An 18727-nucleotide genomic window follows, 5' to 3' on the forward strand; every position below is an offset into this window, starting at 1 on the left:
AAGAAGCCTTAAAAACTGCGCTATCTTTTGACTCGGTGCGATGAGTACGACCCCATTACCATCCGGGATTATTTGGCGCTAAATTAGGATTCGCCTGAAGTTCTCGTTGAGGTATTGGTAATAATAAGTACTTTTCTGTCCAAGTGGTACCGCTTTCGTTTCTATAGCCTATTAAGTCAACAAAGCTATTAGCCGCTAAGTTATAGGCTTTACGCGTCCGTTGGATGTCGAAATAAGCCTTATTTTCATAGCATAGTTCGTGATATCTTTCACGCCAAACAGCTTCCCTAAATTGGCTTTGTGATAAGCCACTTAATGGTGCCAATCCTGCTCTTTGTCTTACTTTATTCAAAGAAGCATAGGCTGCATCGGTAGGTCCGTTAACCTCATTTTCAGCTTCGGCATGAATTAAATATACTTCCGGCATGCGGATTAACGTAAAGTTGATGTCCGGTGTTAAGTCGCCATTAACACCCGAAGAAGCTTCCAACCAATATTTATATAAGGCTGGTGGAAAGGTAATAGTTCCGGTACCATTTTTTGCCCTTGGGGCACTGGTAAAGAAAAATCCGCGTTCGGCGCTACGTTTATCACCCACTTCATAACTGTTAACAAACTCTCGACGTGGAACCAATGAACCATATTCATCACCGTGTCTAGAGATTGAGGAATTATAAGGAATAATCATTTGGGTGATGTTATTTTCCGCTACACCGCCCAGGTATTGTACCTGTAAAATGAATTCCCCTAAATTTTTATTCGGTCTATCGTGGAGAAACTCCAAATTACTAAACAAGGGATACCAGGCATCACCCTGTGTAGTTACTTCGGCTGCTTTGGCCGCTGCTAACTGATAATATTCAGCACCCTTATTTAAAGGATAGCCCGCCATTGTAAGATAAACATTGGCCAATAGTGATTTAACTGCCCCTTTAGATGCTCTTCCCGTCCGGTCTACATCTGGTATAGAAGAATTTTCAGCGGCTGTTAAATCATTGACAATAAGCTCATATATTTCTTCTTTATTGGCTCTTTGAGGGCGTAATTGACTATCTTCTGTTGGATCAACCGGCTGTGTTACCAATGGGATATCCCCAAACAGTCGGGTAAGAAAGAAATAATAGTATGCACGCAAAAAATGAGCTTGCCCCATCAAATTAGATTTTTGAGTGTCATTCATATCAATCTGCGGAATGCGGCTTATTGCTACATTGGCATTTGCTATACCTTCATAAAAGCCTTGCCAATAGCTGTAAAAGCCGGGGTTCTCGGTTCCGGTTGTGTGGTTGATAACACCCAAGTTAAAGTTACTTTGTGAATTTGTCGAAGCATGGCCAACGAGTAATTCGAGGTTTATCCAGGGGCTCTCACCATAACCAATCCCATCACCGCTTGTGTTGGCTCTTAAATTGGTGTAAATACCGTTAACAAAGGTCTGAGCTTGTGTTGCATTCTGAAAATAGCTATCCTGTGTTGGATTACTCTTGTTGTTTTCATCCAGGAAGCTCTCGCTGCACGAACTCGCTGTAAGTAAAGTTGCAGCTGCAAAGATGGATATTATAGATTTTTTCATCGTTCTTTCGTGTATAAGTTAAAAGGTTGCGTTTAATCCGAAGGTAAACGTCATGGGTTTTGGGTAATCATGAAACTCAATGCCTTGTGCAAAAGTGTCATCATAAGTAGTAACTTCCGGATCATAGCCACTGTAATCTGTTATTAAGAAAAAGTTTTGGACAGATGCGTACACTCTCAGTCTGCTTAACTTGATCTTTTCCAATGCACTAGAAGGAAGGTTATAACCTAGCATTAAGTTTTTACCGCGAATAAAAGACCCGTCTTCCACTTTATGTGAATCGAGTAAGGTGTCGTAACGTACACCCGCACCTCTTATTTGGGCAATCGGTGTATTTTGATTCTCCGGAGTCCATGCGTTCAAGACCGTGGCATAGCTATTAGCAATACCCGTGCGATCTTCCGATGAATGTTGACTCATGCGGAAAACATCGTTTCCGTAAGAATATTGTAATTCGAGCGTAAGATCAAAATTCTTGTAGCGCAAGGTATTAAAGAAGCCACCATAGAAATCAGGAATACCTTTTCCAAGAATAGTTCTATCCGCGTCATTTATCTGGCCGTCATTATTCAGGTCGCGATACTTGATGTCGCCCGGCAAACGGTTATATCTGGCTGCTTCCGCTTCTTCGGCAGTGCTCCAAGTACCTTCTCTGATCAATCCATAGAAACTACCTACGGGGTTGCCGACACGTAAAATATTACTGTTACTTCCAATGAAGAATGGGTTCATAAATACGTCTTCATTATTTGTACCCAAAGCCGTTACCTCATTCTTTAGATAAGAGAAGTTTAACGCGGTAGTCCAAGAGAAGTCGCCTTTGTCAATATTTACCGTATTGATTCCAAATTCAAATCCACTGTTCTTCATGTCTCCAATATTTGTCATCATGCTTGTGTATCCACTAGAAGCCGGAACAGGTGCGGCAAGAAGTAGGTCAGAAGTTTTCTTAAGATAAGCATCGAAGACAATGTTGATGCGATCATTCAATAAACCCAAATCAAAACCGGCATTATATTGCGCTGTTTTTTCCCATTTTAAGTTCGGGTTTGGTAATGTGCTAATAACGGTTCCCGCTGATAAACGTCCATCAAACACATAATTACCTGATTGTAAGTTGGCTCTAGACAGATAACTATCAATTTCGGAGTTACCGGTTAAACCGTAGCTTAAACGTAACTTCAGATTGCTAACTGTTTCGCTCCCTTTTAAAAAGTCCTCTTCCGAAATACGCCAAGCGGCTGCCGCGGATGGGAAAAAAGCAAACTTATTGTTTTCACCGAAGCGAGATGATCCATCAAAACGACCGGTAAGAGTTAATAAGTACTTATCTTTATAGCCGTAGTTAGCACGGGCAAAATAAGAATTCATTTGATAGTTTTGCACATCGGAAGTAGGCGGCATTGGTGTAGCTCCCATACCAAGGTTATTCCACTGATAAAAGTCGTCAGCGATATCATTAGCCGATGCCTCCCATTCTAATACTTCAAACTTTTGCGCTTCTGTACCTAGCGTTGCACTAATTGTATGATCGCCGAATGTTCTGTTGTAATTGATGTGGTTAGACCATTGCCAAAAGAATGAACTTTCAGCGCCAATTCTTGCAAAAGTTCTTCCTAAACCACCATCGAAGTTCGATAAACTACTTACAAAATAAGGTTGATGTTGGTCGCGTACGTTTGCACCAATAGTTGAAGTAAAGTCTAAGCCTTCCATTAAGGTAACCTTAGCATAGGCATTACCTGTGAATACATTGCGTTTATAAAGACGCGTTATTTCATCAGCTTGTGCCCGAGGGTTGTCACCGGTTTCTAAACCATCATAGTCTTCACGACGACCGTATGTGCCATCAGGATACTTGTAAGGAATGAACGGAACCATTTCAATCATCATGCGGGGTGGGATATTTCCCCCGACACCATCATCCTGTCTGCGTTCTGTGTTGTTAGAGTAACTGATCGTTCCACCAACTTTAAGCCAATCGCGCACTTGATGATCAATAACGGCGCGTGCGCTATATCGTTTTTGAAAACTATTTACAATAATCCCTTGGTCGTCAAAATATCCTAAATAAAGACCATAAGTTGATTTATCGCTTCCTCCTGTAAAAGATAAATTGTGAGATTGACCAATAGCTGTACGGGTTAATAGATCTTGCCAATCTACGTCGTAAAGAGGCTGTCCATCAGCGGTGAACAGTTCTCGGTTGCCGAAAGTGTTGCCAACGGCATAGCGCTTGTGCTTCTCAACAGGGTTTTCATATCGACCCGCTGCAAAGCCTTCCGGGTCATATTTTTGTGCATTTTGATAACCCAAAGCTTCTATCTCCATCCATTCCTCGGAGTTGAGTACATCTTGCTTACGTGTCATTTTGTTCACGGTCATAAAGGCATCATAGTTGATCTGGCTTTGTCCTTTTTTACCGCGTTTGGTAGTGATCATAATAACACCGTTTGCCCCGCGTGTTCCGTAGATCGCCGTTGAAGATGCATCTTTTAGAACATCAACTGATTCGATATCACTTGGGTTGATGGTGGATATATCTTCTGTAAAGATAATTCCATCAACAACGTAAAGCGGCTCATTTGTTGCGTTAATTGAACTAAATCCACGGATACGAACTTGTGTTCTACCACCTGGTCTTCCCGAGTTTGTTGATGCATTAACACCCGCTATCCGACCACTAAGTGCTTGGTTTACGTTTTGTGCCGGGCGCTGCGTTAGTTCTTCAGACTTAACGCCCGCAACGGAACCGGTAATATCTACTTTTCTTTGTGTTCCATATCCGACGACAACCACCTCATCTAAACTTTGGCTATCCTCTTGTAGTGCTACATTTAAATTGGTAGAGCTTCCGACAGTTCTTTCCGTCGTTAAAAAACCTATATAGCTGAATACTAGTATATCAGAAGAAGAAGCTTCAATGGTGAATTGTCCTTTTTCATTGGTAGTAACACCTTTTGAGGATCCTTTTACCAACACAGAAACACCAGGTAAGGGCGTTTGGTCGGTCGCACTGGTAACTGTACCGGCAATTTGTTGTTGCTTCTTATTCGCAAGATAAGTAGCATTGGAAGTTAACCTGTTGGAAGCCGCAGCCTGCGAAGGGCAGAAGGGGATCCCAACAGAAATCAACAAAGCCAAACTTCCTGTTAAGGCTATGTTTTTAATTGGTTTGTTTTTTTGATTGGTCATAAATGCTTAATAATCAGAATGTAAAATGCTTGATTTCGTACGGAATTGTAAATAGATTGTTACTAAATCGCTTTAGGAACGATCTAAAAAAATAAGAAGCGTGGTATTAACCAGCTAAATTGTTTTAGTTTTAAAGGCACAAATTTCGTTCATCATGGTCACCGTGGTTTGTTAGCTTGTTTTATTAATAGTCGGCTAACTTCTTAATAAAAATGTTAATATCAAAGAACTTTTTAAAATTTGTACTGGAATAGGGATGGTTTGAGAATCTTTTTAACAATTATGTGAAAACGATTGCCTTTTTCTTTCTTTAAATATTATCTTTACCACAACCTTATCAGCTAAACAATGCTATTACCAATTGCATAATCAATGAAAAGAAATAGAATCTCCATTAAAGATATTTCGAAGGCCTTAGGGCTTTCCAATACGACCATCTCTTTCATCTTGAATGGGAAGGCCGAAGAAATGCGAATAAGCGCACAAGTTGCTGAACGTGTTTTAGCTTATGTAAAAGAGGTAGGCTATACACCTAATTACTTAGCAAGAGGCTTGGTGACAGGTAAAACTAATACAATAGGATTTATAGTAGAGAATATTGGCAATCCTTTTTTCTCGCAAATCGCCTCGCTAATAGAAGAACAGGCTTATAATAACGGCTACAAGATAATTTACAGTAGTACAAATGGACAGACAGAAAAGGCGGTTGAACTTATACGGATGTTCAGAGACCGGGGAGTGGATGGCTACATAATTTGCCCTACAGAAGGCCTGGAAGACGAAATCAAACAATTGAGGGAAGAAAATAGGCCAGTTGTACTTTTCGACAGATACTTGCCGAAAATTGATTCCCATTATATAGGAATTAATAATGAAAATGCAATGTATGAAGCCTGCCGGCATTTGGCGAACAAAGGAAAGAAGCATATAGCTTTAATCACGACTGATTCGCAACAAACTCAGATGCTTAGTAGGTTGGAAGGTTACAAAAAATTAATAAAAGAGCGAAATTTGAATGAATATATTTTATACATTCCTTATAGGGAAAGAAAAGAACGATTGTTGTCCGATTTTGAAGAATTTCTAAAGAAAAATCCAATGATCGATAGCGTCTGCTTTGCTACCAATTATTTAGCGGTAGGGGGCTTGGAAGTAATGAGACATCGTAAAATAAAGATTCCGACAAAAATTTCGGTACTAGCATTTGACGATAATGAGGCACTTCGCCTATTTCAACCAGCCATAACTGCGGTTGAACAACCTCTTGAGGATATGGCAAAATTAATTATTGATCGATTGCTTGTTGATTTAAAGCTTGGTAAAGTTACGGATAAAACCTTTCATAAAGAACTATCTGCTCAATTGATTTTAAGAGATTCAACCGAGAAAGCTTAAGTTATGAGCTCCATTTGATAACCGAACATAACAAAGGAGCCGGTTTACTTTTCCCATCTAGGAATGTCTATATCGAAACCGAATAAATCGAGTGCCCGTGCCACGGTGTGGGTAATCATTTCATCGATTGTTTGAGGTTGCATATAGAAGGCTGGCACAGGGGGCATCACAACACCTCCCATTTCAGTTACCTGTAGCATTGTTTTTATGTGCCCTGCATGTAATGGTGTTTCCCTAAAAAGTAGAACCAATCTTCGCCTTTCTTTTAATGTTACATCCGCTGCACGTGATAAAAGCGAGCTGGTTACGCCTGTAGCTATTTCCGACAAGGTTTTTACTGAACAGGGTGCAATTAACATGCCCATCGTTTTAAAAGATCCACTGGAAATAGCAGCCCCAACATCCGACAGGGCATAAACCCTATGGGCCAGCGAAACCACATGTTCATGTTTATAACCCGTTTCATAGGTTCGTACCATTTCGGCGGCCTTGCTTATAATGAGATGTGTTTCAATATCCAGTTCTTGCAGCAGTTCAAGTGCCTTTATTCCATATTGGATCCCCGTGGCTCCACTAATACCTACTATTATTCTTCTTTTAGTCATTTCTTTCGAAGGCTTTACCAACCGATACCGTAATCCTCTCCATGGTTACTGCTCCCTCCCCAAAAGGTGCCATGTTCCTGATCGACAAAGATAGCATTTATCGGTCCACTCGTACGTTCGCCGAAAGTCATGTTGTAGCCCATCTGTTTTAAGGTATTTCTTATTCCCTCTTTAGTGTTGCTATTTAACAAGATGCTTCCCGATTTTGGTATCCTATCTTTCATTTGAGTACCACCCAACGACAGCCAAAGTTGATTGCTGTTAATGTTGGCTGCTTCCGTTGCTTGCTGTACAGTCATGCCGAACTCAACAATATTAAGAAAGAATTGAAGGAGGTTCTGATCCTGTGTATCTCCTCCCTGTACAGCGAAAGCCAGAAACGGCTTGCCATTTTTTAATGCTAAGGAAGGTGTTAATGTCACTCGGGGCCGTTTGCCTGGTTGTATCACGTTGTAAGGATTAACGATTGAATCCAAAACAAAACTTTGTAAGCGTTGGCTCATACCGATTCCGGTATTTCCGGCAATGCAGGCGGGCACCCAACCACCGCTTGGTGTAATTGCAACAAGCCATCCTTCTTTATCCGCTGCAACAACACTAGTAGTCCCTCTCCAAAGTCGATCACGATATAGACTGTCTTCCGCTGTCTCACTGTTTAGTAGGGCTTGATTTGAAGCGTCGTGTTTAGGCACAAAATCCTTAATCTTTTCGTTACCGTTGCTGTCTAGCAACAAAGTTCTTTTCTTTAAAAGACCTTTAAACGGATTGCTTTCATTTTGGAACGGAAAGGGATCTCCAGGTAATGCAATCATGAGGTTCCTGTCTTTTGGTATCATTGCTGCCCGTTTTTTGGCGTAATTTTTATCAAGCAACCCACTAATAGGAGGACGTGGCCTGAAGTAAGGATCTCCATAGTAAAAGTCTCTATCTGCGAATGCCAAATTCATTGTTTGATATAGGGTATGAATATATTGAGCAGAATTATATCCCAAATTTTTGAGATCAAAATTTTCGAGAATATTCAAACTCTGTAACAAGGCAGGGCCTTGCGTCCACTCTTGAAGTTTATATACCTCAACCCCACGATAATTTACATGAAGAGGTTCTTCTTCGATGGGTGTCCAGTTAGCCAAGTCGGCCTTTGTAATTAAACCTCCTTGCTCACCTGAACCGCGTACGAATTCATCGGCAATATCACCTTTGTAAAAGCGATTATAAGCAGCCATAATTGCCTCTTCTCTGTTTTTGCCTTCTTTCAAGGCTTGTTGCTCGGCCTCTACCAGTTTGTTGAGTGTAGCTAACAGCTGTGGTTGACGAAAAATTTCTCCAGCTGCAGGAGCCTCCCGCTTACTACCAAGATGCGGTAGAAAAACGGCTTTACTATAAGGCCATTCTTTTATTTTTTCTTTATTACGTTCAATACTGTTCGCGGTTTGAGCATCAATTGGATACCCAGCGGCCATTTCGATTGAAGGATTCAAAACTTCTTGCAGACTTAGAGAACCATATTTGGCCAACATATAGCAAAGTCCACCTGGCGTACCTGGCGTTATTGCTGCCAAAGGACCGTATTCGGGTGGAAAGTCGTAGCCCTTCGATTTAAAAAAGTCAACAGTCGCCCCGGTAGGGGCAACACCCAAAGCATTGATGGCGATCACTTTCTTCGTTGTCGGGTTATAGATAAGTGCTTGAGTTTCCCCACCCCAACTTAAAACGTCCCACATTGTGCATGTTGCAGCAAGCATGGCACAGGCTGCGTCAACGGCGTTTCCTCCTTTCTGGAAGATCATGGCTCCGGCAGTAGCAGCGAGCGGCTTACCGGTTATCGCCATCCAATTTTTACCGTATAGAGGTGGTTTCTGTGTTTGTTGACTGTAAGAGGCTTTAGTAATTAACAAAAAAATGCAAAGGTATAGGGTAAATGATTTCATAAAAAGTGTCTGTTTTGACGGTGAATCAAATATAGGAAAATTGACCATATAGTGCTAACGAAGGCTTATGGCATAACTGCTGTATTAAACAATAATCATTTTAATGTGTAGAAAAAGAAAGGAGAAGCAATCAAAATGCACGCTTCCGTGTTTATAGAAAAAACATAATATGACCCGTATACCGCTTTATTTACCCAATAAACAAAATGGAAAAAATGTCTTATTGCTTGCTGCTGATATTGGAGGGACAAAAACAAGCCTAGGTACGTTTAAGGTAGAAGATGCACAAATTAAGTTACTACGGGAGCAAACCTTTCCGTCCCGAGATTATTTATCTTTCGATCAGATTTTAGATGAATATTTAAGAAATGATGTTAATTCACCACCTGAAGTGTTATCTATTGGTGTAGCAGGACCCGTGGTAAATAATGCCGTAAAATTGACTAATTTATCATGGAATATTGATGCCAAGATGCTGCAACAAAATAGCGGGTGGAGTAAAGTATGTATATTGAATGACCTGGAAGCAATGGCTTATGGTTTAGCGGGAATTGCAAAAGATGATTTGGCAACGTTATATTCGGGAGAACCTGAGGCCGGGAATATTGCTATCCTAGCACCGGGTACCGGATTGGGAGAAGCAGGGCTTTTTTGGGATGGAAAATTCTATCGGCCTTTTGCTACGGAAGGAGGTCATAGCGAATTCTCGCCGCGTACTGAAACGGATATAGAACTTTTTCATTATTTACGAAACGAAAGTCCGTTGATCAGTTGGGAGCATTTGATTTCGGGGGCCGGGATATACCGAATTTATTCCTTTCTACGGGATGTAAAAGGCTATAAAGAACCTGCTTGGTTGAGCGAAAAATTAACTACGGAAGACCCCGCTGCGGTGGTAAGCCACACAGCAATGCGTGAATTAAACGATGGATGCGTTAAAGCCATGCAGTTATTTGTAAGTTATATGGCTCGAGAAGCCACTAGTTTGGTTCTTAAATTGAAAGCTACAGGTGGTTTATATCTGGGAGGGGGGATTCCTCCAAAAATTTATCCACTCTTACGCGATGAGCTGTTCCGGCAGCAGTTTATCCAAAGTGATCGCATGGAGCTTTTATTGCAGCGTATTCCCATACACCTAATTCTAAAGAACCGAACTGCATTGACGGGAGCAGCATATTATGGAGCCTTTGGTAAAGAACTATAGTCCCCTGTTATACACGCTCTTCGAGTATTGATAGAATATTGCCGGCAGGGTCTGCAAACCAAGCTATTTTGGGGCCTGGCCCTGTGCCATCGGCATTAGCGATACCTCGTTCGTCGGTGCGAATTTCTCCTGTATATGAAAGGAAATGAACACCGTCGGCAGAAAGTTGATTAACCGTACTGACTATGTCTGCTACCACAAAGTTAAGTACGGTAAAAGTGGCAGGTTGATGATTCTTTTTTGGATAGATAATAATGGTATGACCACCTGTCAAATGAAGTTCGAGCACACCCATCTCGGCACGTGTCACCTGTAATCCTAATGTGTTTTTGTAAAAAGCTTCAGCTTTCTCCATATCATCAGCTGAATAACTGCTGAATGTCTTGCGAGTTTGTAATATCATCTTTGTTTATTTTAAGCGCCTCACCATTCGCAACGCATCTTAGCTGTCCTGCACTGATTGATAACAATAAAATATCAATCTTGTTCTACTCACTTGCCATCGAAACGTTTGTCTCGCAAACGGTTGCGTTTACATTGCTTTTGGTTTTAAGTATTTTAAGCCGTAAAATTGCTCAGAACGCCAATATGGAACCGAAATCGAAAACACTAAATGTATAACTTATTATGAAATCTAATAGATTAATGCGGTGGCTTGCAATAGTTGGTCAAGTAATAATTTTTGTCCTGCCTTTAATGGGATACGCGCAGAATAATACGTTGCCGCCTAACATTATCTATATTTATGCGGACGATCTCGGCTATGGTGACATCAGTCCTTATGGACAGAAAAGAATAAAAACGCCTTATTTGGATCAAATGGCGAAAGAAGGTATGCAATTTACCAATCATTATACAAGCACACCGGTTTGTGCGCCCGCACGTTGTATGCTGCTGACGGGTAAGCATGGTGGCCATTCCTATATTAGGGGAAACTATGAGATGGGCGGTTTTCCGGACAGCTTAGAAGGCGGGCAAATGCCCCTTCCGGAGGGGACTTATACACTTGCTAAAATGCTAAAAAAAGCCGGATATGCGACCGGTTTAATAGGAAAATGGGGATTGGGAATGCATAATACCACCGGTTCTCCCTTAAAGCAGGGCTTCGATTATTATTTTGGTTATTTGGATCAGAAACAAGCGCATAATTATTACCCTTCTCACTTATGGGAAAATGATCAATATGTTAAATTAGGGAATCCGGATATATTTGTGCATCGCCCTGTCGATTCCTTGAAAGCAGATGATACTGATTTTGATTACTTCAAAGGTAATAGCTATGCCCCTGGTCTAATGACAGACAAGGCGCTTCGGTTTATCGAAAGATCTAAAGAGAGGCGTTTTTTTCTTTACCTGCCCTATACGATTCCCCACGTGTCGCTTCAAGCTCCCGACGAATATGTAAATCAATATAAAGATCGGTTTAACGATCAACCTTATTACGGGCAGCATGGGTATGCGGCCACGAAATATCCCCGAGCAACCTACGCTGCATTGATATCCTATTTGGATGCACAGGTCGGTCTCATTTTACAAAAATTAAAAGAGCTGGGTTTAGATGAACGGACGATTGTTATGTTTTCGAGTGATAACGGGACCGCGTTCAATGGAGGTGTGGATTATACCTTCTTTGATAGTACTGCAGGTTTAAGAGGTCTGAAGATGGATGTTTTTGAAGGAGGAATTAAAGAGCCATTTCTGGTACGATGGCCCGGTAAAATAAAACCAAACAGCAAAACGGACCACGTTTCGGCGCAATACGACTTGATGGCGACTATAGCGGATCTTATCGGAGAGGATGCAGGTAATACAGATGGCATTTCGTTTCTCCCTACTTTGCTTGGGAAAGAGAAAAAACAAAAACAGCATAAATTCCTATACTTTGAATATCCGGAAAAGGGAGGCCAACTGGCAATTCGGAAAGGGGATTGGAAAGCAATCAAGCTTAATATGAAAGGGAATCGAAAAGCGAAATGGATGTTGTTTAATCTTGGAGAGGATCCCCGCGAAACCAATGACCTGGCACAACAGCATGCCGAACTATTGCATGAATTTGATAGAATTGTTGCTCGGGAGCACCAACCTGCTCACATCCTGGATTGGGAGATTGTTGATAATAAACTTCAAAATGAGAAAAGGTAGAATTTGAGTGGCCGGTTTAAAAAATCACCATAGCACCGGTTCCCTATTAGGACAACCAATGGGTTTCGAAGATAGGGGTAAACGTGCTTTGTGAAAATTCGAGCAAGAAACGGATTGTAGACCAGTCTTACTTTCCTTAATTTCGACTCATGCAAAATCAGCATTTGATAATACCGGTTAACGGACCTCTTAACTTCAAAGAGTGTTTGTGGTTTCTTGATAGAGGATATGATGACTGTTTGATTCGCATTTATGACGATCATTTTCGAAAGGCGCTGATTGTAGAAAATGAAAAGATCATTTTGGATGTTTTTGGAGATACCGAAGGACTTAAAGTGACAATAGCAGGTAAAGTGTTAGAAGAAGAAACGATTGTTTATATTAAACAGTATTTAGCTGAATGGTTTGATCTTGAAAATAACTTAGAGAATTACTATGCGATTGTATCCTCTTCCGGGAAATTGAACTACATGTCCACCGCTTTTTATGGTTTGCGATTAATCGGTATTCCGGATCTTTTTGAAGCTATTGTTTGGTGCATTATAGGACAACAGATCAATTTGACATTTGCTTATAAAATAAAAAGGCGCTTGGTAGAGGAGTATGGCCGTTGTGTTGTTTATCAGGGCGATACCTATTATGTTTTTCCCTCTCCTCAGGATTTTATAGCCGTAAATCCACAGGACCTACTGAAAATACAACTCTCCAAGAGTAAAGCTAACTATATCATTGAGGTAGCTAAAGCCTTTTTAGAAGGTAGAATCAGTAAGAAAATTGTAGCAGGTTTACCAAGTTTCGAATTGAAACAGCAGTTATTAATGTCTGTGAAGGGAATTGGTCTTTGGACAGCAAATTATGTCTTGATGAAATGTTTACGAGTGCATAATAGCATACCTTACGGAGACGCAGGACTACTGAACGCGCTTGTGAAATTTCATATAATAGAAGACAAAAAAGACTTAGTTGGCACTAAGCAGTTCTTCAGACAGTTTAAGGACTGGGAATCTTACATCGTCTTCTATTTATGGCATAGTCTTTCGAAGGATGCGAAAATTAATTCAGCGCATCATGAAAAATAATACCAAGCGCGTATCGCTGACCGGTATGCAATGGACTCACGCCGTGTTTCATGTTCACTTTATGAAAACCTTTTACTCCCTTTACAGATCGGAAATTTGTAGTGAATATTAATAGGTCGCCTTGATCGAGCTGTAGTACATTAGCCTTTGATTGTGCACGTGGCACCTGTTCGGTGATGACAAATTCACCGCCCGTGTAGTCCTTTCCGATTTGATTGAGCATAATAACCATTTGCAGGGGAAAGTAAACGGTTCCGTATAAATCCTGATGCAAGGTATTAAATCCTCCCTCGTGGTACTTTAATATCAATACCGTAGGTTTCGTCTGTCCCTGCTCATGGCAATGTCTTTGCATTTCATTAAAAGTTGAAGGAAACGCAGCGTTTATTTTTAGTTCATTCATCCAACGATTGGCCACTGATACAATCTTTGGATAAATACCTTCACGCAGCGCCAAAATTGGCTCAGGCAAAGGATATTTAAAATACTTATACTCACCCAAACCGAAACGATACCTTTCCATTAGAATGGTCTTTCTGTAACGGGTGTCGTTATCATATGAGTTTATTAGTTCCTCACATAAATCGGTGGAGAAAAGGTTCTTTATAATTACAAAACCCTTTTCATGCAAAGACCTGGAAATGCGGCTCCAATCTTGTGTTTCAATTAATGAAAAAATTTGTTCCATCTTATTTAAAGTAATGTTTTTGAGTTAATTTCCATTTTTCATACGCACTCCGCAGGCAATGGCCACACGGGCGATATCCTTTCGCAACGGCTTCCTGTTCGTCATAGAAAAATACACGATGTGCCACTTTCATACGTTTGCCCGAACCACATGACAATAAACCATATATTTTTTTTGGCCAATAACCTGCCAAGCTGACTTTTTTTTTATGAATTAATGCCCGAAGTTTGATCATTCTCTCTCCTCCGGTTTTGCCAAGTTCAATATGTCGATACATTATAATAAAACATTTCTTCAAAATAAATTAATGTTCAAGTATTGTAAAACCCGAATATTGCTGCTTTTTAAAAAGTACACAGGTTTGCACAATAGTGTGGTTTACTGTAACGGCAATTAAAAAAATTACTTTTCTTTAAAATAAATTAATATATTTACCTAGCGTAAATCGCTAATAATCACTTTCCAATTAATAATAACAGATTATGAAAAACTATTTCGCAGAATTTTTCGGAACTTTCTGGTTGGTTTTTGGCGGCTGTGGCAGCGCGTTGTTTGCTGCGGGTATACCAGATTTAGGCATTGGCTATATGGGAGTAGCGTTTGCTTTCGGTTTAACAGTCCTTACTATGGCCTACGCTGTAGGTCATGTTTCAGGAGGGCATTTTAATCCTGCAGTCTCTATTGGACTTTTAGTAGGCGGCCGTTTTCAGGCCAAGGATTTGCTGCCATACATTCTTTCGCAGGTTTTGGGAGCGCTTGCTGCCGGCGCAATTCTTTATTTAATATTAACCGGCAATGCGAACCCTGTTGCGATTGATAATACGAAGGCAGGGGCGTTTGCAGCAAATGGGTATGGTGTCTTGTCGCCCCATGGTTATCAATTTGGTGCCGCTTTTTTAGCAGAAGCGGTATTAACGGCTTTTTTCCTGATTGTTATACTGGGAGCGACCGATAAGTTTGCGAATGGTAAATTTGCCGGTATAGCCATTGGGTTGGCACTTACTTTAATTCACTTGATTTCAATTCCCATAACAAATACATCGGTGAACCCTGCTCGTTCTACTTCGCAAGCGATAATTGCCGGAGGCGAATATCTTAGTCAGTTATGGTTGTTTTGGGCAGCACCTATAATAGGAGCAATTATAGGAGCCTTAATTTATAAATCACTTATTCAGAAAAGCGACCCAAGCTGATCTTGTAAAAAGGTATATCTTGACAAGCGGGGTAAACAATTTGTTATCCCGCTCGTTACATTGAAGGTTGGCATTAGTGGCCGGTGTCGTTATTATTAGTCATATCGTTTAGCATTTCCAAGATCCCTTCGTTTTTTAAAAGCCAAGTGCCAATCCGGTCGCTTGTGATACCATCTAATAAGATATGGTTAAAGGTTGGTCCGTTTGTTCCGAATTGGGTTTGAAAATGCTTGAATTGAATGGGAGTGATATCTTTTAAATTATGGGCAATTTCTACCAAATGACTTGAAATCACAAAGAGGCTGTTTGGGTGCTTCGAAAAAGCTTCAACTATTAACAATGAACATTCATAGGCATCTTTTACATTGGTACCCCTAAAGAGTTCGTCGAAGATAATAAGTAGATTTTTGCGCGTAGAAAGCTCTTGTGCAACGAATTTTACGCGTAAGACCTCGTTGTAAAAATGGCTGCGTCCCTGTGTTAGGTCGTCCGCAAGATTGATTGTTGTCAGTAAGCCGTTAAACAATCCAGTTGTCATCTTTTTTGCCGGTATAGGAAAACCAATATGAGCGAGATAGGTTGCGATGGCAATTGATTTCATTAATGTCGATTTTCCGGACATATTTACCCCCGTAAGAAAGCATAGATGATTATTCGCTGTTAGGCTGAAGTCGTTAACAATGGGATTGTGTAAAAAGGGATGAAAAACTGCCTTCAGCTCGAGCTTGCTTTTGTCATGTTGGATATATTGGGGAAAAGAGAAGGAATGCTTTTTTGCCGCCAATGCAACGGAATAATAGGCATCTAATTGATAAACATAATTCAGTATGTCCCGAATTTCTTGTCTATAAATTTTCCTTATTAAATAGTCGCAACGTTCTAATCGAATTCCTTTTAACTCCCGGTAATTTTTTTCTAAGCAATTCCTTATGAACGCATCGGCATAGATTGTGTTTATCAATATGGATAAGTTCTTGATAAAAGAAACTTGGCCTTTTTTCTGTAATTCTTGACAAAGCTCGTTCAGGAAAGATATCGTATCCAGTATTTCGATTAAGCCACGCTGCTTATTATATTGTTCCTGTTTCTTTTTATATTGATATTGAATTGATTTTTTCAAGGCTCGAAAGAAGGAATATTTTTTTGGACTATCTGAATTCGCTAAATAAAATTCAATAAAGTCCATCGATTCTTTCTGAAAGGATATATTTTCGATTTCCTCGTAAAGAAATCTTAAATCCTCAACCCGTGTTTGTAAGTCATATATGTTCCTGAGCGGCGTTTGAAAGAGTTCTTTTAGGCGTGCTTTACCGCCAAGGGTAGTTGTATAATCGAAGTAAGCATAAACGCTGCGATTGTATTTTGGACTTTCGAAAAGCTGTAAATCGTCTATAGTTTGATTATCAATCAAAAACGTATCATTCATGTTTAGGGTGTTAATCGGCCTTTTCGTTTTAACGTATAAAAACATAATTTGTTGTTCTACTGAAAAGTAGTCTAAATTTCAGAAAATGCGTAAAACAGGAAAAGGCATAATATGATTTTTCTACCTTTGCTGACGAGTCTTGCTACGAATTTCGCAGATACATCGTAAATTATATGAACTTAAATGTTATCCATAGGCGCGTTATCGATTTTTTAACAAAAACGGATAAGCCCGTTTTTTTAACAGGTAAAGCAGGAACGGGCAAGACTACCTTTCTTCACTATCTAAAGACTACTATAGCAAAGAACATCGCGATAGTTGCTCCCACCGCAATAGCTGCTTTAAATGCAGGTGGTGTTACTATCAATTCGCTTTTCCAAATACCTTTCGGTCCGCTGATTCCTCGAAAAGATCTCGGTGATTTCAAAGATCATAAGGCGGTTCGCATGGCGCCCGACAAAGCAAAGATGCTCATCAGTCTACAGTTGCTCATTATTGATGAAATCAGTATGGTTCGCGCAGATGTCATTGACAGAATTGATTTGATTTTGAGAAGTATTAAAGGTTCTGACAGGCCATTTGGCGGCGTTCAGTTACTCATGATTGGCGATCTCTATCAATTACCTCCGGTTTATCAGAATGATTGGCCTATCTTAAAGCAGTATTATACCAGCCCCTATTTTTTCAGTAGTTGGATTTTTGCGTCTTTTCCGTTAGTCAGTTTCGAACTTACGGAAGTTTTTAGGCAGGCAGATCCCACTTTTATTAACATTCTAAACAGCATAAGGGATGGCAATGTCGATGAATCGCTTCTTTCTGTTTTGAATCGGCAATTTAAACCGGGAATGGCTGTTGCCGAGCTGACTGACTATATTACGCTTTCGACACATAATCGCTCTGTGGGAGAGATCAACGAGACCCGCTTAAGAGATTTGGAAGGAGAGATCATGGTTTATAAGGCGATTATTGCCGGCGATTTTCCTAAAGACGCCTATCCTGCTGAACCGGAACTACGTCTTAAGGTGGGTGCGCAAGTTATTTTTATAAAAAACGATTCAAGTGGTAAGAAGCAATATTATAATGGGCGGACGGCTTGCATTTTAAAGGCAACACACGACAGTATACAGGTCCGCTTTCTAGATGATGATTCTATATTTGACGTGATGCCGGAGACTTGGGAATACACCAAATATGCTCTCAATGAGTTGGAAGGGAAAATAGCGTCATCATCCAATGGTTCTTTTACGCAATATCCAATCAAACTGGCCTGGGCAATTACTATTCATAAGAGTCAAGGTTTGACATTTGATAAAGCGGTGATCGATGTGGAGGCTGCATTTGCACACGGCCAAACATATGTGGCGCTCAGCCGGTGTAGAAATTTGGAAGGATTGATATTAAAGGCACCCGTAAAAGCCGAGAATGTAATGACAGATGCACGCATAACTTCGTTTATGCATCAAAGTCGAATGCAAAGTGAAGAGGCTGACTTGCTAAGCCATGCGATGTTAGAACAGGAGTATAAGTTAATTGCGGATATCTTTGACTTTAAGAACATCGAAATTGAATGGAACCTCTTAAAGTCCATGTTACAATCTTCAGTCAATGAGGTTTCCGTTGCCACTCGTGTGAATGAGATTGAGCAGCTTTTAGTCGATCAGGTGAGAAAAGTGGCTGACAAATTCTTGAGGCGAGAATTGAATAATTTAGATTACCGGCTTCCGTTGGCGCAAGGCAATTTTACACTTCGCTTAAAACAAGCGGTAACCTATTTCAAGCCCAAAGTCGAATTGCTATTGGATATGGTAAAAGAAATACTAACGTTACCAATAGAAGAGGGACTCGACCCTGTATTTTTTGAGATATACAATCAGTTTGTAATGCATCTGAAAGGGAAACTGGCCGTCTTACAGATTGATCCGGTCCAAGTCGATAGCCAAAAATTATCATCAGTATCGATGGAGGCTGCCATAAATTACGTTCCGGTTTATCAAGTAGGAAAAAAAGGGGTGAACGAACCTAAAATTAGCGACTTGGTTAATCCCTTATTACTCGACGAAATTTTCGCTTGGCGAACGAAAAATAGCGAAAAGAGAGGGGTTGCAGACTATCTCATTTTGAGTGAACAACTTTGTATCGCTATTGCAGCCAAATCGCCAAAATCCTTGGGAGAGTTAGCTCAAATTAAAGGTATAGGGGTCGGAAAAGCCAAAGAATTGGGAGATGAATTTGTGAAGATTATTCGTCAGTTTTACGGAGAACGTGATCTGTTCGGTTAGCGATCCGGAAACTTTTT

14 protein-coding genes are annotated in these 18727 nt (G+C 40.4%); 6 read left to right on the plus strand and 8 right to left on the minus strand.

Annotated features, from left to right (window positions below; all coding sequences use genetic code 11):
* Positions 1-55: 55 nt before the first annotated feature.
* Positions 56-1573 carry a RagB/SusD family nutrient uptake outer membrane protein gene (locus M1D52_RS06525; RefSeq protein WP_437391870.1) on the minus strand — a complete coding sequence of 506 codons (1518 nt, stop codon included), beginning with the start codon at positions 1571-1573 and terminating at the stop codon, positions 56-58.
* Positions 1574-1591: 18 nt separating this feature from the next.
* On the minus strand, positions 1592-4768 hold the full coding sequence (locus M1D52_RS06530) for a SusC/RagA family TonB-linked outer membrane protein (RefSeq protein WP_437391871.1): 3177 nt from the start codon (positions 4766-4768) through the stop codon (positions 1592-1594).
* A 372-nt stretch (positions 4769-5140) separates the two neighbouring features.
* On the opposite strand from M1D52_RS06530, the gene M1D52_RS06535 reads away from it, so the two are divergent.
* Positions 5141-6163: a LacI family DNA-binding transcriptional regulator gene (locus M1D52_RS06535; RefSeq protein WP_013668306.1), complete on the plus strand. Its 1023-nt coding sequence runs from the start codon at positions 5141-5143 to the stop codon at positions 6161-6163.
* Positions 6164-6207: 44 nt separating this feature from the next.
* Here the strand turns inward: M1D52_RS06535 and M1D52_RS06540 are convergent, their stop codons facing one another.
* Both M1D52_RS06540 and M1D52_RS06545 read right to left on the minus strand, forming a co-directional pair.
* Positions 6208-6768, minus strand: a complete 561-nt coding sequence (locus M1D52_RS06540) for a UbiX family flavin prenyltransferase (protein WP_130856508.1) — start codon at positions 6766-6768, stop codon at positions 6208-6210.
* 14 nt (positions 6769-6782) lie between these two features.
* Positions 6783-8699 carry a gamma-glutamyltransferase family protein gene (locus M1D52_RS06545; RefSeq protein ID WP_437391872.1) on the minus strand — a complete coding sequence of 639 codons (1917 nt, stop codon included), beginning with the start codon at positions 8697-8699 and terminating at the stop codon, positions 6783-6785.
* A gap of 169 nt (positions 8700-8868) precedes the next feature.
* On the opposite strand from M1D52_RS06545, the gene glk reads away from it, so the two are divergent.
* A complete protein-coding gene (gene glk / locus M1D52_RS06550) occupies positions 8869-9903 on the plus strand; it encodes a glucokinase (RefSeq protein WP_013668303.1) in 1035 nt (344 codons plus the stop codon).
* A 7-nt stretch (positions 9904-9910) separates the two neighbouring features.
* Here glk and M1D52_RS06555 read toward each other — a convergent pair whose 3' ends face one another.
* Complete coding sequence (locus M1D52_RS06555; protein WP_437391873.1) at positions 9911-10306, minus strand: VOC family protein; 396 nt, start codon at positions 10304-10306, stop codon at positions 9911-9913.
* Positions 10307-10530: 224 nt separating this feature from the next.
* On the opposite strand from M1D52_RS06555, the gene M1D52_RS06560 reads away from it, so the two are divergent.
* Entirely contained in the window at positions 10531-12045 is a 1515-nt protein-coding gene (locus M1D52_RS06560; protein ID WP_437391875.1) for an arylsulfatase, read from the plus strand.
* Between the two features lie 149 nt (positions 12046-12194).
* Positions 12195-13124 (plus strand): DNA-3-methyladenine glycosylase family protein, encoded by a 930-nt coding sequence (locus tag M1D52_RS06565; RefSeq protein WP_149106238.1) that lies wholly within the window; start codon positions 12195-12197, stop codon positions 13122-13124.
* On the opposite strand, the gene M1D52_RS06570 is transcribed toward M1D52_RS06565, so the two are convergent.
* Positions 13099-13812, minus strand: coding sequence for a 2OG-Fe(II) oxygenase (locus M1D52_RS06570; protein WP_149106237.1), 714 nt, complete (start codon positions 13810-13812; stop codon positions 13099-13101). The genes M1D52_RS06565 and M1D52_RS06570 overlap by 26 nt on opposite strands.
* Before the next feature lies 1 nt (position 13813).
* Positions 13814-14089 (minus strand): Ada metal-binding domain-containing protein, encoded by a 276-nt coding sequence (locus M1D52_RS06575; RefSeq protein ID WP_289552300.1) that lies wholly within the window; start codon positions 14087-14089, stop codon positions 13814-13816.
* Positions 14090-14294: 205 nt separating this feature from the next.
* Here M1D52_RS06575 and aqpZ point away from each other — a divergent pair, with 205 nt between their 5' ends.
* A complete protein-coding gene (aqpZ, locus tag M1D52_RS06580; RefSeq protein WP_013668298.1) occupies positions 14295-15005 on the plus strand; it encodes an aquaporin Z in 711 nt (236 codons plus the stop codon).
* 73 nt (positions 15006-15078) lie between these two features.
* On the opposite strand, the gene M1D52_RS06585 is transcribed toward aqpZ, so the two are convergent.
* On the minus strand, positions 15079-16431 hold the full coding sequence (locus M1D52_RS06585; protein ID WP_437391877.1) for a MutS-related protein: 1353 nt from the start codon (positions 16429-16431) through the stop codon (positions 15079-15081).
* Positions 16432-16604: 173 nt separating this feature from the next.
* Here M1D52_RS06585 and M1D52_RS06590 point away from each other — a divergent pair, with 173 nt between their 5' ends.
* Positions 16605-18710 (plus strand): HRDC domain-containing protein, encoded by a 2106-nt coding sequence (locus M1D52_RS06590; RefSeq protein ID WP_437391878.1) that lies wholly within the window; start codon positions 16605-16607, stop codon positions 18708-18710.
* The last annotated feature ends 17 nt before the right edge of the window (positions 18711-18727 follow it).

The organism is Olivibacter sp. SA151, from assembly GCF_054130995.1.